This is a genomic window from Candidatus Nitronauta litoralis (assembly GCA_015698285.1).
Classification (GTDB): Bacteria; Nitrospinota; Nitrospinia; order Nitrospinales; family Nitrospinaceae; genus Nitronauta; species Nitronauta litoralis.
The window spans coordinates 3,067,577-3,087,719 of sequence record CP048685.1 but is presented as its reverse complement, the minus strand read 5'-3'; the positions used below and the strand labels follow the sequence as shown (position 1 = coordinate 3,087,719).

Sequence of the window (20,143 nt, the reverse complement as noted above, 5' to 3'; positions counted from 1 at the left end):
ACTCGATGCTTTTTAAGGAGGGCAATCGTGATTACCAAAAGCTTCGCAGGGAGAATAATCCTCATTCTCCTGGTATGTATCCAACTGTTGTTGTTCCCCACATTTCTTTTTGCTCAAGAAGAGGAAGAAGGCGATCCACCTGAAATTGTGAACGGGGAACGGATGTTCCTCGAAACCCGGTTTGCCCAGTTTTTTGCATCAAATTCCGGCGGCAATGCAAACTTCCAACTTGTGGAAGGTGATCCCGTATTAGACGAAACTGAAACGGTGGATGGCACCATGCCAGGTCCTTTCGCGGGACAATCCATGAACTGCCGGGCCTGCCATTTTGTGGATGCCTTTATCAACACAAATGAAGAGGGCGAGTTCATCGAAGGCGATCCTTCCAATGTACTGATGAAAACCTATTCCGATTTCGCGCGGCGTAGCCCGGTCCCTGACAGGGCTGAAGACGACGCAACCCATGCACCGCGTAACTCACCTCCCCTGGTTAACGCCTCTCTTCCTCGTCGGTTTGGTGACCTGTTCCATTTCGATGCCGAATTTAATTCCATGGAAGATCTTGTTATCGGGACCTTGACCGGAAGGAACTATGGCTGGCTGCCAATTGAACATTCCAACGCCCTGGCCCACATTGCACACATTATCCGGAATGACAACGGACAGGGTGAACTGGCGCAGGAGTTTGGCGGTATTCCTTATATGGACCTGTTAACCCGGACTGATCTTGATCCGGAGTTTCAATTGCCGAATGAGTTTCTAATTTCTCCAGGTGCTTCGGATAAACAGATTGTTGATGCCGTTGCAAAAATCATTTCAGCTTATGTCATTGATCTCATGTTCAGCCAGGATGAGGAAGGGAACTTCAACCTGACACCTTACGACCGATTTCTTGAAATCAACGACCTGCCACGTCAACCGGAAAATAATGAATCCGAAGACGATTACAGCAAACGGCTTTTGGACGCTATTAAACAAAAGGAACAAAACAGCAACCTTCTGTTTGTCACCGATAACCTGCATGGTCCTTTCATGTTTCATGAACAGGAGTTTCGTTTTGGTCCGTCGGAACTAAAGGGGCTGAAGCTGTTCTTTTCCACGCCAGATGGTGAGATTGAAGAAGCCGAAGGGGAAAACCTGGGTGTTGGTAATTGCATCACCTGCCACGCGGCCCCCAATTTCACGGATTTCAGTTTCCACAATACGGGTGCCACTCAAAAGGAATACGACGGCATTCATGGTCAAGGAGCTTTTGAGCAATTAGAAATCCCTTCTTATAAAGAGCGTATTCGCAATAAGAATCGTTGGTTGCCTCCGACACCAGCGCATCCTAATGCAACTGGAATATTCCGTTCTATTCCGGCTGCAAATAAACCAGGCCACACAGATCTTGGTTTGTGGAACGTTTTTGGAAACCGGGATTTCAGGAGTCCTCAACGTAAAATCTGGCGACACCTTTGTGAGGAACTCCGCGGAGAAGAAAGGACTGGAGGCGATTCTCCAGATGCTCCTCCTCCACCAAGAATTGATTGCCGTGTCCGCAACCTGTTACCTGTGGCCATCGCCATGTTTAAGACTTCAGGGTTGCGCGATCTCGGGCATTCTGCACCTTATTTTCACAACGGTCAGGAAGACACGCTTGTGGATGTCATAGATTTTTACCGGGATATGTCGGACCTGGCCCGCGCTGAGCAATTGCGCAATGGCGCGAAGGAGCTAAAAGACATCAATCTTGGTGAAGACGATGTTCAGCCGCTTGTGGATTTTATGAATTCCCTGAATGAGGATTACGAGTAGTCCCCTCCCTGCCCGGAAACAACATCCCTTGTTTCCGAAAATAAGTCCAAACAAAGAAAGCCTCCGGAAGAAACCACTTCTTCCGGAGGCTTTAATTTTTTCAACATTAAACCCGCATGTATTAATAGAATACTCTTCTAGTAGTTCAGATCCTTTTCTTCGAAAGGCCTCTTAACAGGGCCCTTCAAAATTTTCTTTAAAAGGCTGTTCATGGTCACCGGGTCATTGTCGAAACCACCATGCGTCTCACTTTTTGATTGCGGAGGCCGACCTTCTTTCGAATAGAAAAACTTGATCTTGGGGTTTCGTTTGATGGGGCCATGAAACTTCTGCATCCCCATGATCGGCTTCCCATCTTCTTTTTCATTTTCCCTTTTTCTCTCAAATGCATTCGATACGAGATACAACAGGGACTTCCGGTACAAAGCAGTTACTTTATCATCCAACTCCTGCTCATCTGTCAGGCAGTATAAATTCAGCAAGGGAAGTTTTGCCTTATCCGGTACTCCTTTAAGCCGTGGTCCATATTTTTCCTTATAAAAATCCATAGTGCAGGCTGGAGCCAGGAGGGAACAACTGTTGATTTTTTTGGTCCACTGCGGAATGGAATCCAGGGCATTTAGCAAATGACCATGCAGGATGGCTCCAGTGCTGTGCCCGACCAAATGTATCTTGATGTCCTTTTCTGCTAACTCTTCAGCAAAAATTTCAAGGGTTCGATAGCCCGCATTTCCCGGATGAAAAGCGACATCTGCATCGGATTTCATTTCATCCCAGATAATGGTTCCCAGTTTACGGGTCGTCGCCTCAAAAATTTTATCCGTAAAATCGCTGAAACCACCTACCCGGGCTTTCGCTTTCTTATCCTTATTAAAGATGACGTCTTTAAACTCTTCTCCCAAACCGGTGTCGTACATAAAGTGGAATGGATAAATACCGTTATCCTTAAATACATCTTTCATGGCGCGGATACGCTTTGCCGAGGCCTTGGGTGGATTTAGACCTCCATGAGCGTAAAACAAAAGATGTTGATACTTATCCGAATCCCTAATGAGCTTGGCGGTTTCAAGAATGTCACTTTCTTTACTACTGTAACGGCCTTTTTCGTGAAACTTCCCATCGTCGACATGTAAAAAGTGGCCGGCAATTTCATTGCGGCGCGGCGCCTTTGAAGCCAGTTCAATTGAAGCAGGATCGTTACTGGAAAAACCGCTTCGCCGGTCAAAATTATGAGGGGTCCTCACTGCCAGACGGAAGACCCAGGCATCCATAATATTCTTGGCCCAGTCCTCATAAGTCCACAACGCGGTACCCTTATCTCCCCAGGATTTTCCCCAGGAGTTCTGAACCCAGAATCCATCGTTGTTGTAACCCACAATGACAAACGCATGTCCACCCTGAATACTATCGCTCTTAAGGATTTCTTTATTTCGTCCCAGACTGTTGAACCACCCCTGATGCACACGGGCAGATGCGCACACCACACCGGTTTCCGTCAAAGCTGAATGATAGTCCGTCAGGTTGGGACGCAATCTGTAATAAGCCCCAAGCGGATTTTCCATTGCTTCTTTGGCGCGATCAACGGTCAACGTTGTATCAAAAGGTGGGCGGGTTTTATAAGACCAACTGTCTTCTGTACAAACCCCATTGTTGAACCATCCCCGAAAAGCACCCCGCAGACTGGACCCGGAATAATCTTCGCCCGTCCATTCGTCAAATCTTTTAGCCATCTCATACAGCATCCTGACGCTGACCTTTAGATTCGACCTTCCATGGCTTGCATTAAGAAAGTCAATTGCTGCAGCCAACGAAAAACCAGTACAGGCCCCTTCTTGCCCCTGATTTCGAACAGTCAGCATGGACTTGTTCGGCTTAATTTCTGATGGAAGCTTTACCAAAGCGGGTTCATAATATCGATCACGCAAATCCGGGATATCAGCTGCTGCATCTAACGTAGGTTTTGTAGATGACGATGCTTTAACTCGCTTAGCCATACACACCTCCCCGAAATATTTATTATATTTTTCCTGACTGAACCGAAGCTATGAATAAAAATTTTTTAAAATCAATGTGAATCAAAGTTAAAACATCCCCTGTAAAAAACATCTTTCATAGGGAAATAAACATTCTGGACAGCTTAATCTTTAAAAAAGAAATACGCCCTGCCTTCGTTTATTCTTTTCGTCAAAACATTCCGTGCTATCAGGCGTGCCAGACCGCGAATCTTGGGTGTAGTCATGATCAAACCAATAATGTCGGTAACAACACCCGGAGTCATCAGCAATTTACTGCCAATAACCATAACAGTCCCATCCAGCACTTCTTCAGGTGCCTGTTCGCGGGAACGCAAATGCCACTGCATCTTTTCTACCCAGTCTTCGTGATAACTGCGCCCCAGTATTACGCCAACCAGCATCGTGAACATGATGAGAGATATCGTGTTAATCGTACTGATGTATTGAGCTGTGTAAAAAAGTGAGGTGATCTCAACAATCGCCAGAATGATAAAACCTAGAATAGGGCCCGCCATAAATCTCCTTTATGGGAAAAGTTTGTTGCCAAATTGTAGTACACCGTACCTGAAAAATCAAAACCGTCGGAGAACAGCCATTATGGCGCTAACTTTTGCAAAAACCCGGCGATTTCCGCCAGACCTTTTTCATCGACAAATTGCTCAACGTTTTGCTTGTCGACGTTGTCCTTATGATGAAATCCCATAAATTGACTCTTGAAATTTTTTCGTTCCCTCTCACTCGCGAAATCAAACTTATCCAATAAAGAACCGCCCTTGTTACCCCCTACCCCTTTTAAAGAATGACAATAAACACAATTATCCTTGAAATGTTTTAAGCCCGGGGCCGCTTTGGGGTCATTCTTTACCACCGAATCAAGCGGCGCGTAGTAATCCGCAAGATTTACCAAAACCAATCCATTAATATTCGCTGTCAGAAACCGTTCCTGAAAAGGGGCATCGACTCCATCCGGCACCAGTATCAATAAAGGCTTCAGCCAGCTCGGGGATCGTATTCCGGAAGGCAGGTGAATACGCGTTGCCAGTTCCAATTTGTAGCGTTTTATATCTTCAATCGAAATTAACCCCTGATAGTCGTCGAAACAATTGAGCAATACGGAATCTACCTCACCCAGTTCGTCCTTTGAAAAGTCTTCAAATAATCTCTTAAAGGGTAATGCTGTAAATCGGGTTCCCTTGTATTGCATGGCCTGATCAAAATATTTACTTGATACCACCCGTACCCCTAATTCCTCCAGGCTGCGCCGGTCCACTTTCAGACCTCCAAACCACCAACTAAAAGTATAGCGCTGGTCTACAAAGCCATTCGAAAGCGCCCTTACCTCAGTGACAAACCCCACCTTCAGCCCAAATAACAGCAACGCGCTTCCCAGCAGCGCATAGAACCAATTCAACCTTTTCAATCTCTTCATTTAGGACTGCCTGTTGGGAAATATGCTATTATGTGGGATTCGAATAGAGCCTCTTTTTTGAGGACTCCGATCTAATTTTAATTCTTACGGCTCAATGCCTTGAAAGCCTAATATACCATGACGACAACTACCGTTTCAGAACCTGGGACAAAACCGACTGCCAACCCGTTTCGCGCCTATTCCATTTCATGGAATCTCACCAAACGCTGTAACCTGAATTGCGATCATTGCTACCTGGATGCTGATTTTCGCGGTGGATTCAAATCCGATGAACTCAGCACAGAAGAGTGCTATCGCGTGATCGACCAGATTGCCCAGGTCAATCCGAATGCGTTTTTGATCCTGACCGGTGGTGAACCGCTATTGCGCCCGGACATCTATGACATCGTGCGCTACGCCGCCGACCGAAAATTCATGGTCGTACTGGGGACCAACGGCACCATGATCAATCACGACAACGCAAAAAAAATCAAAGAAGCCGGCGCTCACGGGGTGGGAATCAGTATCGACTCAATGGAACCGGGCAAGCATAACCAGTTTCGCGGTGTTGACCGTGCCTGGGAACAATCCATGGCAGCGTTCGATATCCTCAACGAAGTGGGAGTTGATTTCCTCATCCAGATGTCGGTCTCGGACATGAATTATAAGGAAATTCCGGCGGTCGTTGAATTTTCCGAGCGTATCGGGGCGGTAGCGTTCAACCTCTACTTCCTCGTCTGCACTGGACGAGGGCAAGGCAACACAGACATCAGCAACGAAGCTTACGAAGAAGCGCTCAAACTGCTTTATCAGGAACAGATGAAATACAAGGGCCGCCTGATGATCAATTCCAAGTGCGCACCGCAGTACAAGCGTGTGGTTTACGAAAACGATCCGGAGTCAGTTTATCAGCGTACTTATTCCGGCGGTTGCCCGGCGGGCACCCATTACAGCAGGATCAGCCCGGAAGGGGATCTCACCCCCTGCCCTTTCATTGCAGAATCTGTAGGCAACCTGAAGACAGACACCTTTGACAACCTCTGGTACAACGCCCCATTAATGAAACAACTGCGGGACCGTTCGAATCTCGAAGACCGATGTGGCACCTGTGAGTTTTCGGCCATGTGTTCCGGCTGTCGGGCGCGCGCCTTTGCCGAAACCGGCAACTATATGGCGCAAGATCCCTCCTGTGACTACGAACCGGGTAACGCCGGTGGCAAGACCATCGAACTGAAAGTGGAAGACACTCTGGGGCTGGAAGTGGAATATCGCCAGGTATGGACCGATGAAGCCAAAGCCCGGCTGGAGCGGATTCCTTCTTTTGCACGCGGGATGGTGGTTTCCGGGATTGAAAAATTTGCGGCCGAACGCGGGGTTGCACTCATCGACGAACAAGTCGTGAAAAAATCCCGTGAAGAGATGATCGAAAAACGCGGCGCAATGTTCCCGTTCCTGAAAAAGTTTATCAATTCAGAGAATGCTTAGTAGAAGCATTTCTATTCATCTCTCAACACCACGCTTCCGGCCAGTTTGTCGTGCCAGCCCTGCTTGTTCTCATCGAAGGCGATCCAGATGAATCCCAGAAATAACGGCAGGATGGCGATGATATAAGCAAAGTACCGTCCTACAGCCTGCCCCATGGAGAGCGCTTGGTGGGTATCTTTATCCACCACTTTTAATTTCAGGATCATTTTTCCCGGTGTCCCAAGATATTTAAGCCAGAAAAAAACGGTTAAGGCAAAGGGAACAATATAATTAAACAAAACATCGGCACCACTCCCCGGCTCTAGAGGACCACCAAAAATAAAGGCCAGGGGGATACCCAGTACGACAATCATAATAACCACATCAATCAATACGGCCACTGCCCGAATCCAGAAGCCCGCGTAATTCTCCTCCTGCATATTCCTACCTCCCAACAAAACCCGGTTTATTTTTAAAGAGTCCGTGAAACTCTTTTCAAAACCAATCTAATTTCCTGCCTGATATAAGCTTGCATATATAAATAAAAAAAACTATTTCTTTCCGTACAAACTGCCCATACGAAAACCCTGGCTGTTGATTCCACCGCCATCTTCAGGTTTAGCCAGTTCATTCGCCACTTCATTCCGGTAATTTTTTACTTTGCGGTACAGCGGGTGGGTGATATCCAGTTTTAAATTGGAAAGAGCGGCTGTAATTTTTTCTTCGCCCTCGATCACCACTTCACAAACAACCTCACCGGACTCCGCATCACGAAACACCTCAGTGGCGGTCAGGGGCGTTTTCTTATTCACCACTTTTCCCATCTCCCTCAATATCTCCATTACCGGCCCATTGCCATAAACGCGAAGTGGCAGGTGTTTTTTAATCTCAACCAGTAAATTTTGCGCACTCATTGATCTTGCCTCCAGAAAATATCCAGGCCGTGTTCCCGAGACCCCGGAAACCAACCTTGAAAGCCTTAAAAAGGACCTTTTATCCCCCGTTTTCCTACACGGGAAAACCGCTTAACCTTTTGTTTTAAAAAACCGTTAAGAAATCGAAGACCAGCATAGCACAGCAGGGGCATTGGGTCACCTCCATCAAAAAACAGGCTTTTTTTCGGTTGGCGGACCTCCCCCGGAACTTGGTATAATGTACTTATATTATTGGTCTTAACGTCGATCCCAAGGGGAAAAGTGCAACAAAAGCTCACCATTTTTAACGCATTTCTGGCTCTAATGAGCATCGCATTTGCGTCATTCGCCACTATTATCTGGATTGAACCCAGTCACCCCTCCAGGGTCGACCCACGCACAATTCATCCTGAAAAGCGCCAAATGGAAGAAACCAAAGTGACACGCCCTTATCTCAGCAGGGCTGATGTTAACCCGATCGCAACCGCCAACCTTTTCAGGAAGCAGCGTGTGGAATATAAAAAACCACCGCCTCCAAAGACCAACGCTCCCAAGGTTGTTTCCCCCACGATTCAGAGGCCAACGGTGCCACCCCCCAATGTCAGCTTGAAGGGAACCTTCATCGCTGCGGGTACCCGTGTCGCATTTCTGGAAGGAAAATATTCCATAATGGGCGCTGGAAATAAAATGCAGGAGAAGAAGGTCAAACGGAAGGGCTATTACCTCGGCGATAGTCTGGGTGGTTTTAAAATTAAAAAAATCGAAAAGACCCGGGTCTCACTCACGAATGATTCTCAGGGTAGTTCAATGACGCTCCGCCTTGCCAAGCGCACACCTGCCGACCAGATTCAAAGAAAAGGAACCCATCTTTTTCATAAAAATAAAAAAGGACGCGGTACTAGTAAAATTGATGTAGAGAAAATCAAAAAAGCACCCGCGAGACCACGTGTGGTGAGTCCCAATAAAAACAGGCGAGCGCGAAGCAGACCAACGACTTCTCCGAAGCCGGCTTCTTCAAGGAGAGTTAAATCGAGTAAGAACAGGAAAACACCGGCTCTACCTAAAATCACGGTACCACCCAATATTAAATTACCGCCTAACGTCACCCTGCCAAACATACAGCCAGGACAAGTTCAGCGGGAAATAACACCCCCTAAAATTACACCGCCCAGAATTTCCGGAGCGATCAGCGCACCTACAGCTTCAAATGTTATTCCCCATGTCTCCGGGGTACCTCGATGAGGCCTATATAAAATGACAGCACTTAAGAAGATTGATCCGGTAGAAAAAATCCTTCTGGAACATAACCAGATCACCCCGGATGCGATTGAAGAAATCCGAAAAAACAAATTGCAGAATGGAAAGTTTCTTGGCCGGGCACTGGTAGAGCATGGTTACCTACACGTGCAAACTTTGCTTGAAACCCTCAGCAAAGATCTTGGTTACCCTTATATAACCAAGGAACAATATCCAAGAGACCAGCTACCTGTTCCGGACCTCCAGTTTCCCGAAGGCTATCTCAAGGAAAAAACTGTTTTCCCATTGGCCGTGGAAAACGGCAGCTTGACACTCGCGGTCTTCGACCCCTTTGACTGGTCGACTTTTGAAGACCTGAAAATTTCAACTGGCAAAGATATCAAACTCACACTCAGTGCTCCGGAGGATATTCAGGAAGCCATAGAGAATTACTATGGGCTTGGCGGTTCCGCGATGGACCGCATGGTAGGGGACATCTCAGATGAAGATGCCGACCTCGATCAGGATTGGGAAAATACCGAACACATCCGCGACATGGCGTCCGAGGCGCCGGTCATTAAACTGGTGAACCACATCATCAACCAGGCTATTGAAACCGGAGCCAGTGATATTCACCTCGAGCCCTTCATGGAAGAGCTGGCTCTGCGTTACCGTATTGATGGGATGTTGTACGATTTTGAAGCACCGCCCAAAAGACTCCAATCAGCCATCAGCACCCGTATCAAAATCATGGCAAAGCTCGATATATCCGAGCGTCGTTTACCCCAGGATGGAAAGATAAGGGTCAAAACACAGGGCAAGGATATCGACATTCGTGTTTCCACTCTGCCCACAATTTATGGCGAAAGTGTGGTCATGCGTATTCTTGACCGGGGCAACATTGTAGTGGACCTTGAGCATCTGGGCTTTCCCAAAAAAGAACTCGAACTTTTTCAACAACTCATCAAAAAACCCTACGGCATGATCCTGGTAACAGGGCCCACGGGTAGTGGTAAAACGACCACGCTTTATGCAGGACTGTCCAAGATCAACACTCCGGATAAAAAAATTGTCACGATCGAAGACCCAGTCGAGTACCAGTTAAGAGGGATCAACCAGATTCACGTCAAACCACAGATCGGCCTGACCTTTGCCAACGGACTACGGTCTATTGTGCGTCAGGATCCCGATGTCATCATGATCGGTGAGATTCGCGACCCGGAAACCGCAGACATTGCGATCCAGGCTGCACTCACGGGCCATCTGGTTTTCAGTACCGTGCACACCAATGATGCGGCGGGTGCCATCACCCGTCTGCAAGACATGGGGGTTGAAAGTTTCCTGCTTTCTTCCGCGGTGCTGGGTGTTCTGGCCCAGAGGCTCGTGCGGGTGATTTGCACGGAATGCAAAGTTTCTTACGAACTGGACAACGAAACCAAATCCGAGCTGGGAATCAAAAAAGATCGATCAGTAAAAGCATACCGGGGAACCGGCTGCAAAAACTGCAACACAACAGGGTACAAAGGCAGGATGGGGATTTATGAACTCCTGATTATTGACGATAGCATTCGCAAACTCATCCTGACCAAATCAGGGGCTCAGACCATCCGGGACCGCGGTCGCAAACTTGGCATGAACGTTTTGCGTGAAGACGGTCTTAGAAAAGTTATTCGGGGATTGACGACCGTTGAAGAAATCATGCGGGTCACCCAGGCAGACCAGGTTGGCTAACTAAAAACCATCATCCTTTATGGCAGTCTATTTCTATCAGGCAACGGACGAAGCAGGAAAGGTCGTAGAAGGCGATCTTGAAGCGCCGGACCTGCGTGTTGCCATTGAAAAAGTACGCAAACTTCGCTACTTCCCAATAAAAGTCACGACGGACAGTCCTGGGAAAAGTGGCGGCAGCCAATTTAAAATTCCCGGAATGGAATGGCTGCAAAACGTTCCCAAAAGGGAAATTCTAAATTTCACCCAGCAGCTTTCGACATTGATCACATCCGGACTCACCCTGGATCGTAGCCTTTCAATCACCGTCAACCTCACCCAAAACGAAAAAGCTCGCGAGGTATTCGCCGATGTTCAAAAACGGGTGCATGCCGGTAGCACATTCTCAGAAGCCCTGGCCATATATCCCACAGTTTTTCCAAAACTTTATATCAGCATGATTCGCGCTGGTGAAGCGGGGGGTGTGCTTAACGTTGTACTAGAAAGACTGGCTTCGTTTCTTGAAGCTTCACAGGATATGAAAAGCAAAATCCTGACCTCGCTGGCCTACCCTCTTTTCCTGGTCGTCATGGGTGGAGGAGCGATCGTAGTCCTGATGACTGTCGTGGTTCCTAAATTTGAGGCCATCTTCGAAGGGATGGAGCACCGGCTGCCCTTGATCACCGTATTCCTGATGCAGTTCAGTAAATGGGTAACTCAATACTGGTGGGCTTTTTTCCTCTTAATAGGCCTTGCCATATTCGGTTTCTTTAAATACATAACCAGTGCCGAAGGAAAACCCAAATGGGATGCCTTCCTGCTGAAGCTACCGGTTTTTGGCGACCTCATTCGTAAAATTGAAGTGTCTCGTTTTTCCAGGACCATGTCGACCCTGCAGAAAAGCGGGGTACCGGTATTACAGGCTTTAGCCATTGTGACCACCATCGTCGACAACAAGGTGATTTCAAAGTCTGTCCAGTCCCTTCATTCTGCAGTCAAGGGAGGACAAGGCATGTCCCGCTCACTTCAAAAATCCGGAGTCTTTCCACCACTCGCCGTTCACATGATCGTAGTGGGCGAAGAAACCGGAGCGTTGGACGAAATGCTGGTGAAGGTTGCCAATATTTTCGACAAGGAAGTGGACAACGCTCTTAAAAGAGCCATCAGCCTGATTGGACCCATTCTAATTCTGGCTCTGGCCATTTGTATTCTATTCATCGTAGGCAGCGTTCTGGGAGGAATTGTCAGCCTGAATGATCTTGCTTTTTAACATGAGGAGCACCATGCAAACCCCTGTTATTCAAAAAATCCCAGCTTCAAACAAAACGGCCCCCTCAATTCGGGGAGAACGAGGATTCAGCTTACTCGAACTGATCGTGGTGATCACCATGATCGCCATTATGGTTTCTCTGGTAGCCCCCAAATTTCTCGGCTACGTAGATCAGGCCAAACAAACTGATGCCCAGGCTCAAATTGAATTGCTGGGACAGGCTCTGGATTTATATCGGTTGGAAAAGGGTAAGTACCCTTCCACATCAGATGGTCTGGCAGCCATAAAGGGTCATTTGAAAAAGGACCTTCCGAAAGATCCCTGGGGAAACGACTACCGATACGAGTACCCGGGGCAACATGGTGAATACGACCTGATGTCTTATGGAGCGGATAACGCCGAAGGTGGTGAGGGCAATGATATGGATATCGTGTCCTGGAAAGGGATGGATAAAGGCGAAGACTCCTGATCCGGCTCACGCTACCACCAACAATTTTCAACGAGTGACGACTCTGGTAAAACCAGGGTACCGGGGCTAGATCATGACCACTTTAAAACAAGATCCATATTGCAACAATCATCGTTCCTCCGGGTTCACCTTACTGGAATTGATACTGGTTCTTGTTGTGATTGCTGTGATCGCGTCCCTCACCCTACCCGCCTTTTCCAGCATTCTTACGAGAATGGAACAACGTTCCTCCGTCAAGGAGATCACAACCGCATTGCGTTATGCCCGAAGCAAAGCCGTTTCAGCCAAGGTCCCGGTGGTTTTTCAGGCGGAGCTTGAAAACAACCGTTACTGGCTCGAAGAGCTGCAGACCGGAAAGGTTTCAGAAATGAAATCCCTTTCAAAGGGAATTATCTTTCGAGAGTTTTTTGACGGTGAAGACACCACAACCGACGGACAAATCTCAATAGTTTATTTTCCCCGCGGCAATACGTCGGGAGGAGCACTACGCCTTTCAGCTCCAAAAGAAGATGATCAGCAGGAATGGTTTGAAATCGAAATCGACCAGATAACGGGTAAACCCGAAATCACCAACAACCCCTACGCTCCGGAAAAAGACAATGCATAGGCAAATGAAACCTTCTGGCCCGGCTTCGACTCCTGATCAATCCCTTTTAAAAGAAGAAGACGGGTTCACTCTCATAGAAATCATCGCAGCGTTGGTAATTCTGGCAACCGGGTTTCTAACGGTGCTGCAGCTTTTTCAGGGTGGGGTCCAGCTCGCTACCTCTTCGGACCGGTATATTCGGGGAGTCAATCTGGCCAATACAAAGTTCAGTGAGCTCGAGCTGGTCAATTTTCAGACCGAAGAAAACTCCGGTGGTTTTGAATTAGACCCGGATTATCGGTGGGAATACGAAGTCGCTCCCTTTGCATCCCCATTAAATGATCCGGGTGTTGGAATCCAATTGAATCAGGTCACATTGAAAGTTCTCTGGAGTGAAGGCAAAGAAGAAAAACAGATCCAACTGGCTTCCCTTTGGGAAGAAGGAAATACCACACGTCTGGCTCCGGATACCGTTCTGCTTGGCAACACAGCTGGCCTTTCTTCAGGAGGAGGTTCTGCAGCAGATTCACCAACGGCAACCAGCAGCGATGGTGGCGGGAATTTAGCCGCAACCACAACCGGGTCTGGTGGATTTGCCAAGTCCCAGGGTGTGGGAACTGCCCAACCGGAAGTTGGAACCTCAACCCCCAAGCAAGACCCCAATCATCGGTTTGATATCAGTGGAATGCCAATTGGGACCTCCACTCCCCCTTGCGGAATTGGTGTTTCCTGTAAATGAATGGTTAAAAACCTTATGGCTACCCACAGACTAAAAAACGAATCCGGGTTCACCCTGCTGGAGCTGATTCTTTCATTAGCGATTGTCGCCGTGATAGGCGCTCTATCTGTGGTGAGTGTTCGACTTGCAGTTTCTTCCCAGAAGGCAGGAGGAGACAAGGCGGAACAGTACCAGCGCTTGAGGTTCATAGGAGAGCAATTGACCGAAAAAATTCATTCCGCGCATCCCTTTTTCCTGATGGGTACCGATGCTCCTTTATTTTCCCGCCTCAATACAGACAAAATTAAAGGTAAGCGGATCCTGGCTTTCGATGGTGAACCCGACCAGGTCAAATTCATCACCACGGCAGGACGTCTAAACGACATTGATGCAAGAACAACGGAATTTCATGAAGTCCGGTTTTTTAAGGGAAAGAATCCCAAAACAGGAGAAACCGGGGTCATTCTGGTCGAAAAGCCGTTATCTTTCGACACTGCCTTGCAGGATACCCCGGAAAGCCTGGAAGAGGCTACCTTCATCACGCTCGCTCAAAATGTAGACAAGCTTGAATTCCGCTATCTAAAGGTTAAGGCGACTAAAGCAGCAAGCGATCAACCAGGCCAGAAATCGGTCAAGTATATTTCCGAATGGGTCGATACAATAAAAACGGAACCTATTGAATTTTCAGGAAAAAGCCAGCAATCCCTCTTCAAAGCCCAGGAGGGGGCGGAAGGCCGAATGAGCCTTCCTAGGGCCATTGAAGTGTCTCTGAAACTGGAAAATGACTCTGAGGATGAAGAGGATGAGGATGAAAGCAAAGCGCTTCCCAAGGTGGTCATCCCCACACATACCGGTCTGGTTTATGAGCGTAATTTAGTCCCACAAGCTGAACAAGAGGGTTAAACGCGATGCCCGAATCGCTGAAAAACGAAAAAGGTCTGGCCTTCATCATTGTGATGTGGGTGCTTGTCCTCTTGATTGCGCTAGGCACGGAATTCGCATTTTCCATGCGAACCGAGGTCAACACCACTCGAAATTTCAAAGAAGACCGGGAAGCCTATTTTCTGGCCAAAGGTGGAATCCAACTGGCCATGACCGAGCTACTGCAGAAAGCCCGCTATCACTCAATAACCGATGAAAAAGGTTTCATCATTGGGCAACCCGAGGCTCCTCCTGAAGAAGGCGAGGAAGCAAATCAACAAACAGCTCAAGAAGAAGTGCCTGAGGAGGCAATCTACGAAACGGCGCGGGAAGACATTCCGCTGGGTGGAGGCCTGATCACTTACACCATTGAAGATGAAAACGGAAAGCTGAACCTGAATCGAGTCTCTCGGGAAATTCTGGTCAAGGCCCTCGAATTAAACGGCATGGAGCAGGGATCCGATCGGGACAGCATTGCAGACTCCATTCTGGATTGGGTCGATGCGGATGACAACCATCGTCTGAATGGGGCCGAAAATGATTACTATCTTTCCCAATTCCCGCCCTATCACGCAAAAAACGGCCCTCTCGACAGTCTTGGGGAACTTTTAAAAGTTAAAGGGATGACCCCGGAACTACTTTACGGTGACGAAGAATACGACGAAGCGGAAGACAAGGAGGGCTTAAAACCGGGCCTGGTTCGATTGTTCACGGTTTACAACACCCCCTATTTTAATCCCAACACGGCTCCTGTTGAAGTCCTTCGAGCTTCTTTTCCTGAGGAAAAGGTTCAGGACATCCTGAACGCGAAACAGGAAAAAGGTTATTACGGATTCACCCTTTCCAGCCACTTCCGGATAAAAGCAACGGGCAGCTTTGAAAACAGTTCAACCCGGCACAGCATCGTTGCCGTGATCGAAAAAGTGGGCACCGATGAGAAAGCCAAAATGCTGATCCGCTATTGGAAAGACAACGATTTTAGCTAATATTTACAATTACTTAGATAGAAAAGTGAAAAGAAAAACATGAAGCCATTTTACTTTGAAAAATCCCTGGGAATCGATATCCGGGAAGACTCAACAGCGCTTTGTCTGGTCGGGAAAAAGCTCCGTGGAACCGAAGTGATCGCTTCCTCTTTCTTTGACAATGAATCTCTGGGACCCGATTCTCCGGCTGAAAACTCAGATCGTTTTACCCAACAGGTAGATCAGTTTCTGAAAGATATTGGAGGGGCTCCTGATCAGATCATCGTCAGTCTGCCAAGACGCTTTGTTTCTGTGAAAACCTTTTCCCTGCCAGCCCCAGACCTTCAATCAGTGGACGCCATGATCGAGTTTGAACTCGGGCGCCATTTTTCTGCTCCTGAAGGGGAACTTCTCACCACCTATCGGGTTGAGGAATATGGGAGCAACCTGTACCGGATAATCGCAGCTGGAATAAACAATGGTCCATTCCAATACTTTTGGGACCTTTTGGAAAAATCCGGAATTCACCCTTCCCAGATTGACGTTTCCACCTTCAGCAATCTGAACCTGATAAGAAAAGCGGGAACGGTATCCCACGGAAACATTGCGATTATCGACCTTGGTCGAAACAGCGTGGAATTTTCCATCATGAATCAGGGAATTGTTGATTTGTCCCGGACCGTTTCGATATCCGACCCTGGTTACCAGAAGGCCTTTGACCGCCATGATATTGGTCGGGATGACCTGAAACCTCATGCTGTCAGAATGGCAAAGTTTTTAACGGAAGCCCTGCAATCCACCCTGTACTCCTGCAATTTCATTCCATCCAATGAAGGAATTGACCAAATCCATCTGGTTGGAGGCGGTGTTTTTTCAGAAACCATCGCGTTTCAACTGGAAGAGGAAACCGGGACAACTACCCGAACCGTTGAACCTCCCGAGGCCATTAGAAAATCCCTGCCGATGGAGTTTGAGCCCGCAACAATGAATACCGCCCTTTCACTTGCTTTACGCGGGGTCACACAATGCCATTATCAACTTAGTCTGCTGCCAGCGGATAAAATTCCTGTTCGGCGACGGTCCAGCTTGAGGACCACTGTAGCCCTGGGTGTCATCACGCTCCTGCTTGGAGCCGGTTTTCTTATCAGTAAAGTTTCTTACAACAAACTGACTCTCGATTCCCTCAACACCCAGTTAAAGGAAGTGAAACTGCAAGTCGGTACACTCGAAAAGGTAGACCGTGAATTTGAAAAACTGTCAGCTTTTGCAAAAAAGCTTAATGAAATTGATCGCAATTACCCTCTAAAAATGCAGGTTCTGAAAGAACTCAGCCGTGTGTTGCCCAAAGATACCTATGTGACCCGGTTTTCTATCAAAAAAAATACAATTGAAATTCAAGGATTCAGCAAATCAGCCTCCAGGCTTATTGAAAAAATAGAAAACTCCAAACTCTTTTCCAATGCCGCGTTCAAAGGCTCGGTTGTGAACAAGAAGGATGGGGAAAAGTTCACCATCAAATCGGATATCAGGTTTGAAGATGAGGAGCCGGCCTAATGAAAAAGATGACTCAACGAGAACGCATCATTGTTGGAATGGGCCTGGCGCTGGGGCTGGTTTGGATTCTCAATAAATTCATGGTTCAACCCCTCTACAAAAAGCAAGTTCGAACCGACCAGGAAATTGAAAGCAAGATTCTGTTCATCAGCCAGTACTATTCCATCCTCAGCCAAAAGGACTACTACCTCAAAAAAGAAGAATCCACCCGCCTCCTAACCGAGGAGCTGGACCAGCGCTTCATTCCACAGGAAAAACCCGCCCTCGCAGGTGCCGACCTGCAGCGGATACTTCAGGACCTGGCCAAGTCCAATTCGGTACACATTGTGCAAGTTAATACGGAGAAGCCAAAAAACACTGTCGGACTTTTGACGGTCCCGGTGCGCATTGTGGTCCGTTCTTCCCTCAGAAACCTTTCGGGGTACCTGCACGGGATCGAAAACCACAAACTGTTTTTGGTGGTCGAAGACTTGCAGACCAGACGTATTAACCGCAATGAACCCGAATATCTCGAGTCGCGCCTTCTGGTCAACGGGTTTCTGAAACAATTGATTCCGGAGAATCAAAAACGGACATGAATCGCTTTTGGGTCTTTATTTTATTAGGTTTAAGCCTTGCGCTGCCAGTTTCCGGGTGCATAAAAAACAACTCGTCCATCGACCAGTTGACTGAAGGGGATCCCGTCAAAAAACTACAGATCCCCAAAAGCAAAAAAAGCGCGAGAAACCGATCATCCGCAGAATCTAACTCTAAGGGCTATGTCACCAAGGTTTCCAACAAAGGCCTGGACCTGGGAGATTTGAAGAAATTAAAGCCGCCTGCCGACAGGAAAATGGCGGTGGTCACCGGAAATAAAGTTCCCCTGAGAAAAGGACCCGGCATAAAATTCCGGAAAATAGGTTCTGCCGACAAAGGTGACGAGTTCAAATTTTTGAGGGAAGTCCGACGATCTGCCAAAACTCCCATCTGGTATCTGGTTGAAAATGACAAAGGGGAAAAGTTCTTTCTCCCAAAACTGTTCGCCAAAATTGAAAAAAGAAAACTGGATGGTTCCGAGGGAAAAGATGGAAAAGGAAAATCATTCAGCAAGGAAGGTGAAATCGTCCGCACGGGCACCCGGCTGAACCCGGAAAACGTACGCTATGAAAAAGATGCAACCCCTCCCCTCCCCAAGGAACTGAAAAAAGCCAAACACATCACCCTCAACTTTGAGGGAACGGACATTTACGAAGTCATCACCACCTTTGCGGAACTTCTCAAACTCGATTACGTTATCGAGGGCAACGTGCAAGGCAAAGTGACGCTGCAAACGTTCAATCAGATTCCAGCGGAAGACCTCTACTCCGTGTTCGAACAGATCCTGGCAGTCAGCCAGATGACTGTGGTCAAAAGCGGAAGCTTCTATCGATTTCTTCCACTACCCGACGCGCCAAGAAAACCGGTAAGTATTTATTATGGAAACGATCCCAATCTTCCCAAAGGGGACCGGGTTGTTATCCAGATCATTCCGTTGCGCTATGTATCGAACACAGCCATGCGCCAGGTCATCACTCCCCTGCTCTCAGGCACGGCAACCCTGCTCGACGTTCCCGACACACGCAACCTGATGCTGGTCGACCTCGCCTCTAACGTAAGCAAGGTGATGAAAGTCATTCGCGCTATCGACATCGACAAACTGGCGGCATCGGATATCAAACTATTCGAAATGGATCACTCTGATGTAACCATGGTCGCGGAGGAGCTTGAAGAAATTTTCACTTCGATGGGCTATCAGAAAGCCCTCGGTGAAAGCCTGACCTTTCTTCCCATCACCCGGCTGAACTCTTTACTTGTCGTCAACTCCCTTGAAGAAGTCATGGAAACGGTCGAATTCTGGGTAGGCAAGCTGGATCAACCCATGTCAGGCGGCAACCTCAGCACCTTCGTGTACTACGTGCAAAACGCGGAAGCCACTTCCCTGGCCACAATTCTGAATTCCATCTTCGCGGAAGAGAAGAGCAAACAAAAAGACAAGAAAAATGCCAAAACAGCAGCGGCTGCCCAAAAGGCGGCGCAAAACAAGAACAAGAGAAACATCAATCCCCGAACGGGAGCGCCTACAACCACTCCTTTCCGGGTGGCTGGTGGTTTGGAGACACAGGTCGAAGGCGACCTCATCATCATTCCGGATGAAGACACCAATTCCCTGGTGGTCCGCACCGCCGCAAAAAATTATCCTGGAGTTCTCGAACTGGTGAAGAAACTCGACCTGCTTCCGCAGCAGGTGGTGATCGAGGTGATGATCCTTGACCTCACCATCGACGAGCAGACCCGTACCGGTCTTGAATGGGCAACACAGCAGGCGGGCCCGGGAACAAATGTATTCGCAGGCGGTACCAACGGCAACACTACGGGAACTCTTTTGGGAACCGCTCTCGGACAGGCGGCAACTCCGCTGTTCGCGGCAGGATCCAGTTTCTTTGTCGGCGATCCCGGCAAACTGATTGCCTTGTTGCAGGCCTTCTCAAATGATTCCAAAGCCAACGTGGTAGCCAATCCGATCCTGGTAACTTCCGACAATAAAGAAGCCACCATCTCCATCACAGACGATATCCCGATTCAAAGCTCCACCATTTCGTCGCCCACTGCGGGACAGCCGTTGACGCAGACGACGATTGAATTCAGAAGTGTCGGTGTGAAACTTGGGATTCTCCCCAAGATCAACTCGGACAACTTTGTGAACCTGAAGATCAATCAGGAAATCAGTAACCGCGGCCCGGATGTGGGCACGGTCCCCTCTTTCAGTACGCGCGTGGTCAATACAGAAGTGGTTCTTAAAGACAATCAGATCCTGGTCATGGGTGGGTTGATGCGAACCACAACCAACGAAACCATCACCGGTGTTCCACTGCTCAAGGACATTCCAGGCATTGGCCGCTTGTTCAGCAGCACAGACGAAACCCTGAACAAAACCGAATTAATGCTGTTCATCACACCGCATATCATCTCAAACACCGGCGACGGCAAAACCGTTACCGATCATTTCCGCAGACGCCTCGGCAACCTGAACACCAAGTTCAAGACCAAAATCGGCGGTTAGACCGCACCCCCGCAAACCAGAAATCATTAAAAACCGAGTT

General features: G+C 48.0%; 18 protein-coding genes. 13 read left to right on the top strand and 5 right to left on the bottom strand.

Translation table 11 applies throughout. The annotated features are described in order from the left end of the window. Positions 1-27 precede the first annotated feature (27 nt). Positions 28-1,797: a hypothetical protein gene (locus G3M70_14070; protein QPJ62938.1), complete on the top strand. Its 1,770-nt coding sequence runs from the start codon at positions 28-30 to the stop codon at positions 1,795-1,797. A 137-nt stretch (positions 1,798-1,934) separates the two neighbouring features. Here G3M70_14070 and G3M70_14065 read toward each other — a convergent pair whose 3' ends face one another. From G3M70_14065 to G3M70_14055, 3 genes are all read right to left on the bottom strand, one after another. Continuing rightward, positions 1,935-3,791 carry a C1 family peptidase gene (locus G3M70_14065; protein ID QPJ62937.1) on the bottom strand — a complete coding sequence of 619 codons (1,857 nt, stop codon included), beginning with the start codon at positions 3,789-3,791 and terminating at the stop codon, positions 1,935-1,937. A 143-nt stretch (positions 3,792-3,934) separates the two neighbouring features. Then, positions 3,935-4,327, bottom strand: a complete 393-nt coding sequence (locus G3M70_14060) for an FxsA family protein (protein ID QPJ62936.1) — start codon at positions 4,325-4,327, stop codon at positions 3,935-3,937. A gap of 80 nt (positions 4,328-4,407) precedes the next feature. Then, complete coding sequence (locus tag G3M70_14055) at positions 4,408-5,241, bottom strand: hypothetical protein (GenBank protein QPJ62935.1); 834 nt, start codon at positions 5,239-5,241, stop codon at positions 4,408-4,410. A gap of 117 nt (positions 5,242-5,358) precedes the next feature. Between G3M70_14055 and G3M70_14050 the strand changes: the two genes are divergently transcribed. Beyond that, on the top strand, positions 5,359-6,705 hold the full coding sequence (locus G3M70_14050) for a radical SAM protein (protein QPJ62934.1): 1,347 nt from the start codon (positions 5,359-5,361) through the stop codon (positions 6,703-6,705). 11 nt (positions 6,706-6,716) lie between these two features. Here G3M70_14050 and G3M70_14045 read toward each other — a convergent pair whose 3' ends face one another. Continuing rightward, the gene (locus tag G3M70_14045; protein ID QPJ62933.1) at positions 6,717-7,124 is read right to left on the bottom strand and encodes an RDD family protein; all 408 of its coding nucleotides are present in this window, start codon (positions 7,122-7,124) and stop codon (positions 6,717-6,719) included. A 111-nt stretch (positions 7,125-7,235) separates the two neighbouring features. Further along, entirely contained in the window at positions 7,236-7,598 is a 363-nt protein-coding gene (locus G3M70_14040) for a hypothetical protein (protein ID QPJ62932.1), read from the bottom strand. Between the two features lie 282 nt (positions 7,599-7,880). Here G3M70_14040 and G3M70_14035 point away from each other — a divergent pair, with 282 nt between their 5' ends. The 11 genes from G3M70_14035 (at position 7,881) to gspD (ending at position 20,103) form a co-directional block, all read left to right on the top strand. After that, positions 7,881-8,840: a hypothetical protein gene (locus tag G3M70_14035; GenBank protein ID QPJ62931.1), complete on the top strand. Its 960-nt coding sequence runs from the start codon at positions 7,881-7,883 to the stop codon at positions 8,838-8,840. Between the two features lie 12 nt (positions 8,841-8,852). After that, a complete protein-coding gene (gspE, locus tag G3M70_14030; protein QPJ62930.1) occupies positions 8,853-10,565 on the top strand; it encodes a type II secretion system ATPase GspE in 1,713 nt (570 codons plus the stop codon). Between the two features lie 19 nt (positions 10,566-10,584). Beyond that, entirely contained in the window at positions 10,585-11,811 is a 1,227-nt protein-coding gene (locus G3M70_14025) for a type II secretion system protein GspF (GenBank protein ID QPJ62929.1), read from the top strand. Between the two features lie 13 nt (positions 11,812-11,824). After that, positions 11,825-12,280, top strand: a complete 456-nt coding sequence (gene gspG / locus G3M70_14020; GenBank protein ID QPJ62928.1) for a type II secretion system major pseudopilin GspG — start codon at positions 11,825-11,827, stop codon at positions 12,278-12,280. A 73-nt stretch (positions 12,281-12,353) separates the two neighbouring features. Next, positions 12,354-12,887, top strand: a complete 534-nt coding sequence (locus G3M70_14015; protein ID QPJ63825.1) for a prepilin-type N-terminal cleavage/methylation domain-containing protein — start codon at positions 12,354-12,356, stop codon at positions 12,885-12,887. Between the two features lie 4 nt (positions 12,888-12,891). Further along, positions 12,892-13,605: a prepilin-type N-terminal cleavage/methylation domain-containing protein gene (locus tag G3M70_14010; GenBank protein ID QPJ62927.1), complete on the top strand. Its 714-nt coding sequence runs from the start codon at positions 12,892-12,894 to the stop codon at positions 13,603-13,605. Between the two features lie 15 nt (positions 13,606-13,620). Continuing rightward, a complete protein-coding gene (locus G3M70_14005) occupies positions 13,621-14,487 on the top strand; it encodes a type II secretion system protein (protein QPJ62926.1) in 867 nt (288 codons plus the stop codon). Between the two features lie 5 nt (positions 14,488-14,492). Continuing rightward, positions 14,493-15,491 carry a general secretion pathway protein GspK gene (locus G3M70_14000; GenBank protein ID QPJ62925.1) on the top strand — a complete coding sequence of 333 codons (999 nt, stop codon included), beginning with the start codon at positions 14,493-14,495 and terminating at the stop codon, positions 15,489-15,491. A gap of 39 nt (positions 15,492-15,530) precedes the next feature. After that, complete coding sequence (locus G3M70_13995; GenBank protein ID QPJ62924.1) at positions 15,531-17,024, top strand: hypothetical protein; 1,494 nt, start codon at positions 15,531-15,533, stop codon at positions 17,022-17,024. Beyond that, the gene (locus G3M70_13990; protein ID QPJ62923.1) at positions 17,024-17,602 is read left to right on the top strand and encodes a hypothetical protein; all 579 of its coding nucleotides are present in this window, start codon (positions 17,024-17,026) and stop codon (positions 17,600-17,602) included. The genes G3M70_13995 and G3M70_13990 overlap by 1 nt, the downstream gene beginning before the upstream one ends. Next, positions 17,599-20,103 (top strand): type II secretion system secretin GspD, encoded by a 2,505-nt coding sequence (gene gspD, locus G3M70_13985; GenBank protein ID QPJ62922.1) that lies wholly within the window; start codon positions 17,599-17,601, stop codon positions 20,101-20,103. Before G3M70_13990 ends, gspD begins: the two co-directional genes overlap by 4 nt. Positions 20,104-20,143: the final 40 nt, after the last annotated feature.

Bases quoted from the DNA above. Each gene is read 5' to 3' on its own strand.
- G3M70_14065 (QPJ62937.1), bottom strand. From the start codon at position 3,791: ATGGCTAAGCGAGTTAAAGCATCGTCATCTACAAAACCTACGTTAGAT.
- G3M70_14060 (QPJ62936.1), bottom strand. From the start codon at position 4,327: ATGGCGGGCCCTATTCTAGGTTTTATCATTCTGGCGATTGTTGAGATC.
- G3M70_14055 (QPJ62935.1), bottom strand. From the start codon at position 5,241: ATGAAGAGATTGAAAAGGTTGAATTGGTTCTATGCGCTGCTGGGAAGC.
- G3M70_14050 (QPJ62934.1), top strand. From the start codon at position 5,359: ATGACGACAACTACCGTTTCAGAACCTGGGACAAAACCGACTGCCAAC.
- G3M70_14045 (QPJ62933.1), bottom strand. From the start codon at position 7,124: ATGCAGGAGGAGAATTACGCGGGCTTCTGGATTCGGGCAGTGGCCGTA.
- G3M70_14040 (QPJ62932.1), bottom strand. From the start codon at position 7,598: ATGAGTGCGCAAAATTTACTGGTTGAGATTAAAAAACACCTGCCACTT.
- gspE (QPJ62930.1), top strand. From the start codon at position 8,853: ATGACAGCACTTAAGAAGATTGATCCGGTAGAAAAAATCCTTCTGGAA.
- G3M70_14025 (QPJ62929.1), top strand. From the start codon at position 10,585: ATGGCAGTCTATTTCTATCAGGCAACGGACGAAGCAGGAAAGGTCGTA.
- gspG (QPJ62928.1), top strand. From the start codon at position 11,825: ATGCAAACCCCTGTTATTCAAAAAATCCCAGCTTCAAACAAAACGGCC.
- G3M70_14015 (QPJ63825.1), top strand. From the start codon at position 12,354: ATGACCACTTTAAAACAAGATCCATATTGCAACAATCATCGTTCCTCC.
- G3M70_14010 (QPJ62927.1), top strand. From the start codon at position 12,892: ATGAAACCTTCTGGCCCGGCTTCGACTCCTGATCAATCCCTTTTAAAA.
- G3M70_14005 (QPJ62926.1), top strand. From the start codon at position 13,621: ATGGCTACCCACAGACTAAAAAACGAATCCGGGTTCACCCTGCTGGAG.
- G3M70_14000 (QPJ62925.1), top strand. From the start codon at position 14,493: ATGCCCGAATCGCTGAAAAACGAAAAAGGTCTGGCCTTCATCATTGTG.
- G3M70_13995 (QPJ62924.1), top strand. From the start codon at position 15,531: ATGAAGCCATTTTACTTTGAAAAATCCCTGGGAATCGATATCCGGGAA.
- G3M70_13990 (QPJ62923.1), top strand. From the start codon at position 17,024: ATGAAAAAGATGACTCAACGAGAACGCATCATTGTTGGAATGGGCCTG.
- gspD (QPJ62922.1), top strand. From the start codon at position 17,599: ATGAATCGCTTTTGGGTCTTTATTTTATTAGGTTTAAGCCTTGCGCTG.